Source organism: Glycocaulis sp. (genome assembly GCF_052168375.1).
Lineage (GTDB): Bacteria > Pseudomonadota > Alphaproteobacteria > Caulobacterales > Maricaulaceae > Glycocaulis.
The window spans coordinates 1-4,181 of sequence record NZ_JBQLZR010000203.1 but is presented as its reverse complement, the minus strand read 5'-3'; the positions used below and the strand labels follow the sequence as shown (position 1 = coordinate 4,181).

The following is a 4,181-nucleotide window of genomic DNA, read 5'->3' as shown; positions in this document are numbered from 1 at the left end:
ACCGGGCTTGATGTGAACGCCGCTGATGGCCGCGTCCAGCAAGCCTTCGACAGCATGGACACGGCCCGCGAGGAAGCCCGCGAAGAGGTGGACGCCGCGCGCGCTGCCAGTGCCACGCTCGCAATTGCTACGGCTCTGGCGATGATGTTCGGGGCCTTTGTCGCCTGCGCAGCGGCGGTGTTTGGCGGACGTGAACGTGACGGGCTGGAAGACAGGCTCGTATCCGACTGATCCCACCTCCCCCTCCTTCGAGGGCGTGACGGCTTTCCCTGGCCTCACGCCCTTTTTCTTTTGCCCTGAAGGCGGCACACTGGCCGTCCCGATGCATTTTCTGGACTGAGTGCTTTCCATGCCCCGCTGGCTTCTTTTTACGGCCTGCCTGATCGTCGCCGCGCTTGCGGGCTGGTCGATGTGGCGGGCCCTGCCTGCACCCGAGGCGCCCATCGCCGATCCGGTCGTGACCAGCGAAGCGGGGGTGCGCTCTGATGTGTCGCTTGTAGCCATCGAGCCGGTGATGCGCGCAGAGGACTATGCCAGCAGCGAGGCCTTTGCCGCGCGGCTGCGGACCTATCTGCAGGCAGCGCAAACGTCCGGCCTGCTGACGCCGCGCAGCATCGCGGTCTTTCCCGAACATGCCGGCACCTGGCTTGTCGCATCGGACGCGCCGCGCGCAGTCTATCGCGCGGACACAGTGACCGGAGCGATGACGGCCCTTGTCGCCGCCAATCCTGTCAACTTCACCGGTTCCTACATGCAGAGCCGGGAACTCGACCGGATGGCGGCAGCAATTTTCCGGATGCGCGCTGTCAGCATGGCTGAGGGCTATCAGCAGGTGTTTTCCGGCCTCGCAGCCGAGTTCCGAATTACCATCGTCGCAGGGTCCATCGTTCTGCCGGGCGCTGATGTCGAAGACGGCCAATTGCGCACGGATACCCGCGCAGCGCTGGAAAATGTGAGCGCTGTCTTTGCGCCCGATGGCAGCTTGCATGCCAGGCTTGCACGCAAGGTCTATCCCATACCCTCCGAAGCGGGTTTCACGGCTGGCGCGATGGTGGAGGAGCTGCCGGTCTTCGATACACCCGCCGGGCGGCTCGGCGTGTTGATCTGCGCCGATTCCTGGCATCCGGATGTGTATTCCGCGCTGGCGGGCTCAGACCTGCTGGCGGTGCCCGCCTTCCTGCAGCCGGGCAATGTCTGGGACGCGCCATGGGGCGGCTATGTCACCCCCTGGCCGGACGATGTGGACCGCGGCGATGCCGGACGCCTGACCGAGGGCGAGGCGTGGGCCACGCACGCGCTTGCGGGACGTCTGGCAGATACATCAGCCCGCGCCGGGATTACGGCTTTCATGGGCGGATCATTGTGGGAGATGGGCTCGGATGGCGCGGCGCTGGCGGTCAATGCCAACGGCATCCACTCAGCGCAACGCACCTCGGGCGGACAGGTCACCGCATTGTGGATACAGGATTAGGTGAGTGCGGCCCGCACCTCGTCTGCGGCCCGCGCACCTGCCTCCAGCGCGCCCTCGATATAGCCAAAGCCGTGAATGGCGGTTTCCGTGCCCGCCACATGCAACGGCCCGACGGGACGGCGCAAATCTTCGCCAAGCGTGGTCCAGACGCCCGGCCCCATGATTGCGGCGTAACAGCCGCGCGTCCACGGATCGGACGTCCAGTCCTTGTCGGCATAGTCAATGGGGGAGCGCGCCGCGTCCCCGAAAAAGCTCGCAAAAGCGTCCAGCACAGCCTCGCGCCGGGTCTCGGCGGATACAGCCGACCAGCGCCTTGCCTCCTCGCCCTCGATAAAGCCCAGAAGCTGGCCGGCAGACTTTCCGCGCTCGGTATTGTCGAAGGTAACGCGCACAGCCAGCTCGCCACCAACCGCCTGCCCTGAAAGACCGGAGTCACGCCAGAAGGGGCGGTCATACTGGGCGACACACTTGATGCAGGCCCCGGCAGGCATGCGCCGCCAGAGCGCATCACGGCCAGCGGGCAATGCAGGGTCAAACCGGATACCAAGCGCCTGTGAAGGCGGCAGGGCCAGGATCACACGCTTCGCCTTGAAGGACTGACTGCCGGTCTGCACCGATACGCCGGACGCATCCCATCCGATTGCGCGCACGGGCTGTCCGTAGTGCACCCGGTCGCCGAGCGTTCCAGCCACTGCCTGCGCCAGAGCGCCCATCGATCCGTGAACACGGTCCTGCTGCGCGCCGCCCGTCACCGAAAGAAGCGCATCCAGAGAACGCCCTGAACGCGCATAGAAGAGCGCATGCAGTAGAGAGAGTTCATGCGGCTCGGCACAGAAAACCGCGCCGATGCCCACGGTGAACATCTCTCTGGCGGGAGCGGTAAAGGTGTAGCGGCGCAGGAAGTCACCAACCGTCATCCTGTCCCAGACATGGGCCTTGGCGTGCGTCCACGGCGAGGCCGGGTCGAGCTGGCGCGCCATCGCCTCGAAGCGGGACAGGGCGCGGTTCAGGTCCAGCAGCACCGGCACCGAGAGGTTCGGAATGGTGCCGCGATAGCGTTTCAGGCCACCTGCCCGGACCAGATGGTCCCCCTCATCCCAAAGCGGCCAGGTGGAAAAGCCCATCGCTGCAATCAGGCCATAGAGCCGGTCCTGTCCGGGACCGACCCACTGGCCGCCGAGATCTGTCTCGTCGCCATTGGCAAAGGTATGGGAGAGGACCCGCCCGCCGGGGCGGTCCGCCGCTTCCAGCACAATAACATCATGGTCGGGCGCCAGCCGCCGCGCGGCCTCCAGCCCGGAAAACCCGGCGCCGACAATGAGGGCGTCATGCATGGGCGCGGCGCTTCCACACAAAGACGATGAGGAGGGGCAGGAACCACGGCACCACCCGCTCGAACGGGGAGCCCGGCAGGGCAGCAAGGTCTGCCAGCAGGCCGGCAAATCCGCCCGTGCCTTCCAGACCCATGCCGCGAATGAGGAAAAAGAGCGCGCTCACGCCAAAGCCCAGCGCCATGGCGGTCAGGATGGCACCGGTAGAAGGCTCCACCTTTGCCACGCGCGCGACGATGATCGGGCCAAAGGCTGCGCCCAGCGCCGACCAGGAGAAGAGCACGCGGTCAAAGATCGTCGCCGGTATGGCCAGCGCCATCACCACCGCCGCAGCGCACAGGGCCGCCATGACGATCCGCGAGATGAGGACTTCCCGCCCGGCAAAGCGCCGCGCGACGCCCATATCGTGCGACACGGCGGCGGAGGTTGCGATGAGCAGGGAGTCCACCGTGGACATGACCGCCGACAGGATGGCAGCGATGATGATACCGGCGAGCACGGGCGGCAAAAGCTCGCCCGAGAGCGTGTAGAAAAGCGCCTCACCCTCCTGACCTGCACCCAGCAGCGCGCGCCCTGACAGGGCGAGCGTGATCATGCCGGCATAGACGATGACGCCCCAACCCATGGAGACTGCAAAGGCGCGCTTCCTCGCCGCCTCGTCCTTCACGGCCATCAGACGGCTCATGAGCTGCGGCTGGCCGAACGTGCCAAGCCCGATCCCGGCGATCCCGAAGGCAAACCCGGTGAAGAGGAAAAACTCCCGCCCGCCGGTGAAGGAGAGATAGCCCTCAGGCGCGCTCGCCTGCAGCGTCTCCCAGACACCAGACGGCCCGCCCGCCGCGACGAGGGCCAGCACAGGCAACAGGATCGCCACCAGCGCCATGATCGCGCCTTGCAGCGTGTCGGTCACGCTGACGGCCCAGAAGCCGCCCAGCAGCGAATAGAGAAGGATGATCCCGGCGCCGATCAGCACGCTTTCCAGGCGCCCGAGCTGGAACTGGCTCTCAAAGGCGATGGCCGCGGCCCCGAACTGGGCCGCGATGTAGAAGATGAAGCAGAAGAGCACCAGCAGCGCTGCCGCCCAGAGTATGGCCATGCGCCCGGTGCCGGTGGCGCGCGCGGCCATGAAATCGCCCAGCGTCACCTGATTTTCCGCCGCGCTTTCGGCGCGCATGCGCGGCCCGAACCAGACCCACATGACGACATAGCCGCCCAGAATGCCCGGCACCATCCAGAGCGCCGAAAGGCCGACCGCATAGACGAAACCGGAAAAGCCAAGCAACACCCAGGCAGAGGAGGTGGAGGCTGCGTAGGACAGGCCTGCCACCCACGGGCCCAGCGCCCGCCCGCCGAGCAGGAAGTCAGTCTCTGTCCGGTTC

Annotated in this window: 3 protein-coding genes and 1 pseudogene; 2 read left to right on the top strand and 2 right to left on the bottom strand. The window is 66.4% G+C overall.

Going from position 1 to position 4,181, the window contains the following annotated elements; translation table 11 throughout:
* Together ACTS2Z_RS07940 and ACTS2Z_RS07935 are read left to right on the top strand one after the other, a co-directional pair.
* Positions 1–231 (top strand): annotated as a pseudogene (locus ACTS2Z_RS07940) (hypothetical protein); the annotation flags it as partial.
* Positions 232–349: 118 nt separating this feature from the next.
* Positions 350–1,471: a nitrilase-related carbon-nitrogen hydrolase gene (locus ACTS2Z_RS07935; RefSeq protein ID WP_442572676.1), complete on the top strand. Its 1,122-nt coding sequence runs from the start codon at positions 350–352 to the stop codon at positions 1,469–1,471.
* On the opposite strand, the gene ACTS2Z_RS07930 is transcribed toward ACTS2Z_RS07935, so the two are convergent.
* Positions 1,468–2,805 (bottom strand): flavin monoamine oxidase family protein, encoded by a 1,338-nt coding sequence (locus ACTS2Z_RS07930; RefSeq protein WP_442572675.1) that lies wholly within the window; start codon positions 2,803–2,805, stop codon positions 1,468–1,470. The genes ACTS2Z_RS07935 and ACTS2Z_RS07930 overlap by 4 nt on opposite strands.
* Positions 2,798–4,181: sodium/proline symporter (locus ACTS2Z_RS07925; protein ID WP_442572674.1), on the bottom strand; the 1,384-nt coding region annotated here is incomplete at its 5' end. The genes ACTS2Z_RS07925 and ACTS2Z_RS07930, both read right to left, overlap by 8 nt.

Bases quoted from the DNA above. Each gene is read 5' to 3' on its own strand.
- ACTS2Z_RS07935 (WP_442572676.1), top strand. From the start codon at position 350: ATGCCCCGCTGGCTTCTTTTTACGGCCTGCCTGATCGTCGCCGCGCTT.
- ACTS2Z_RS07930 (WP_442572675.1), bottom strand. From the start codon at position 2,805: ATGCATGACGCCCTCATTGTCGGCGCCGGGTTTTCCGGGCTGGAGGCC.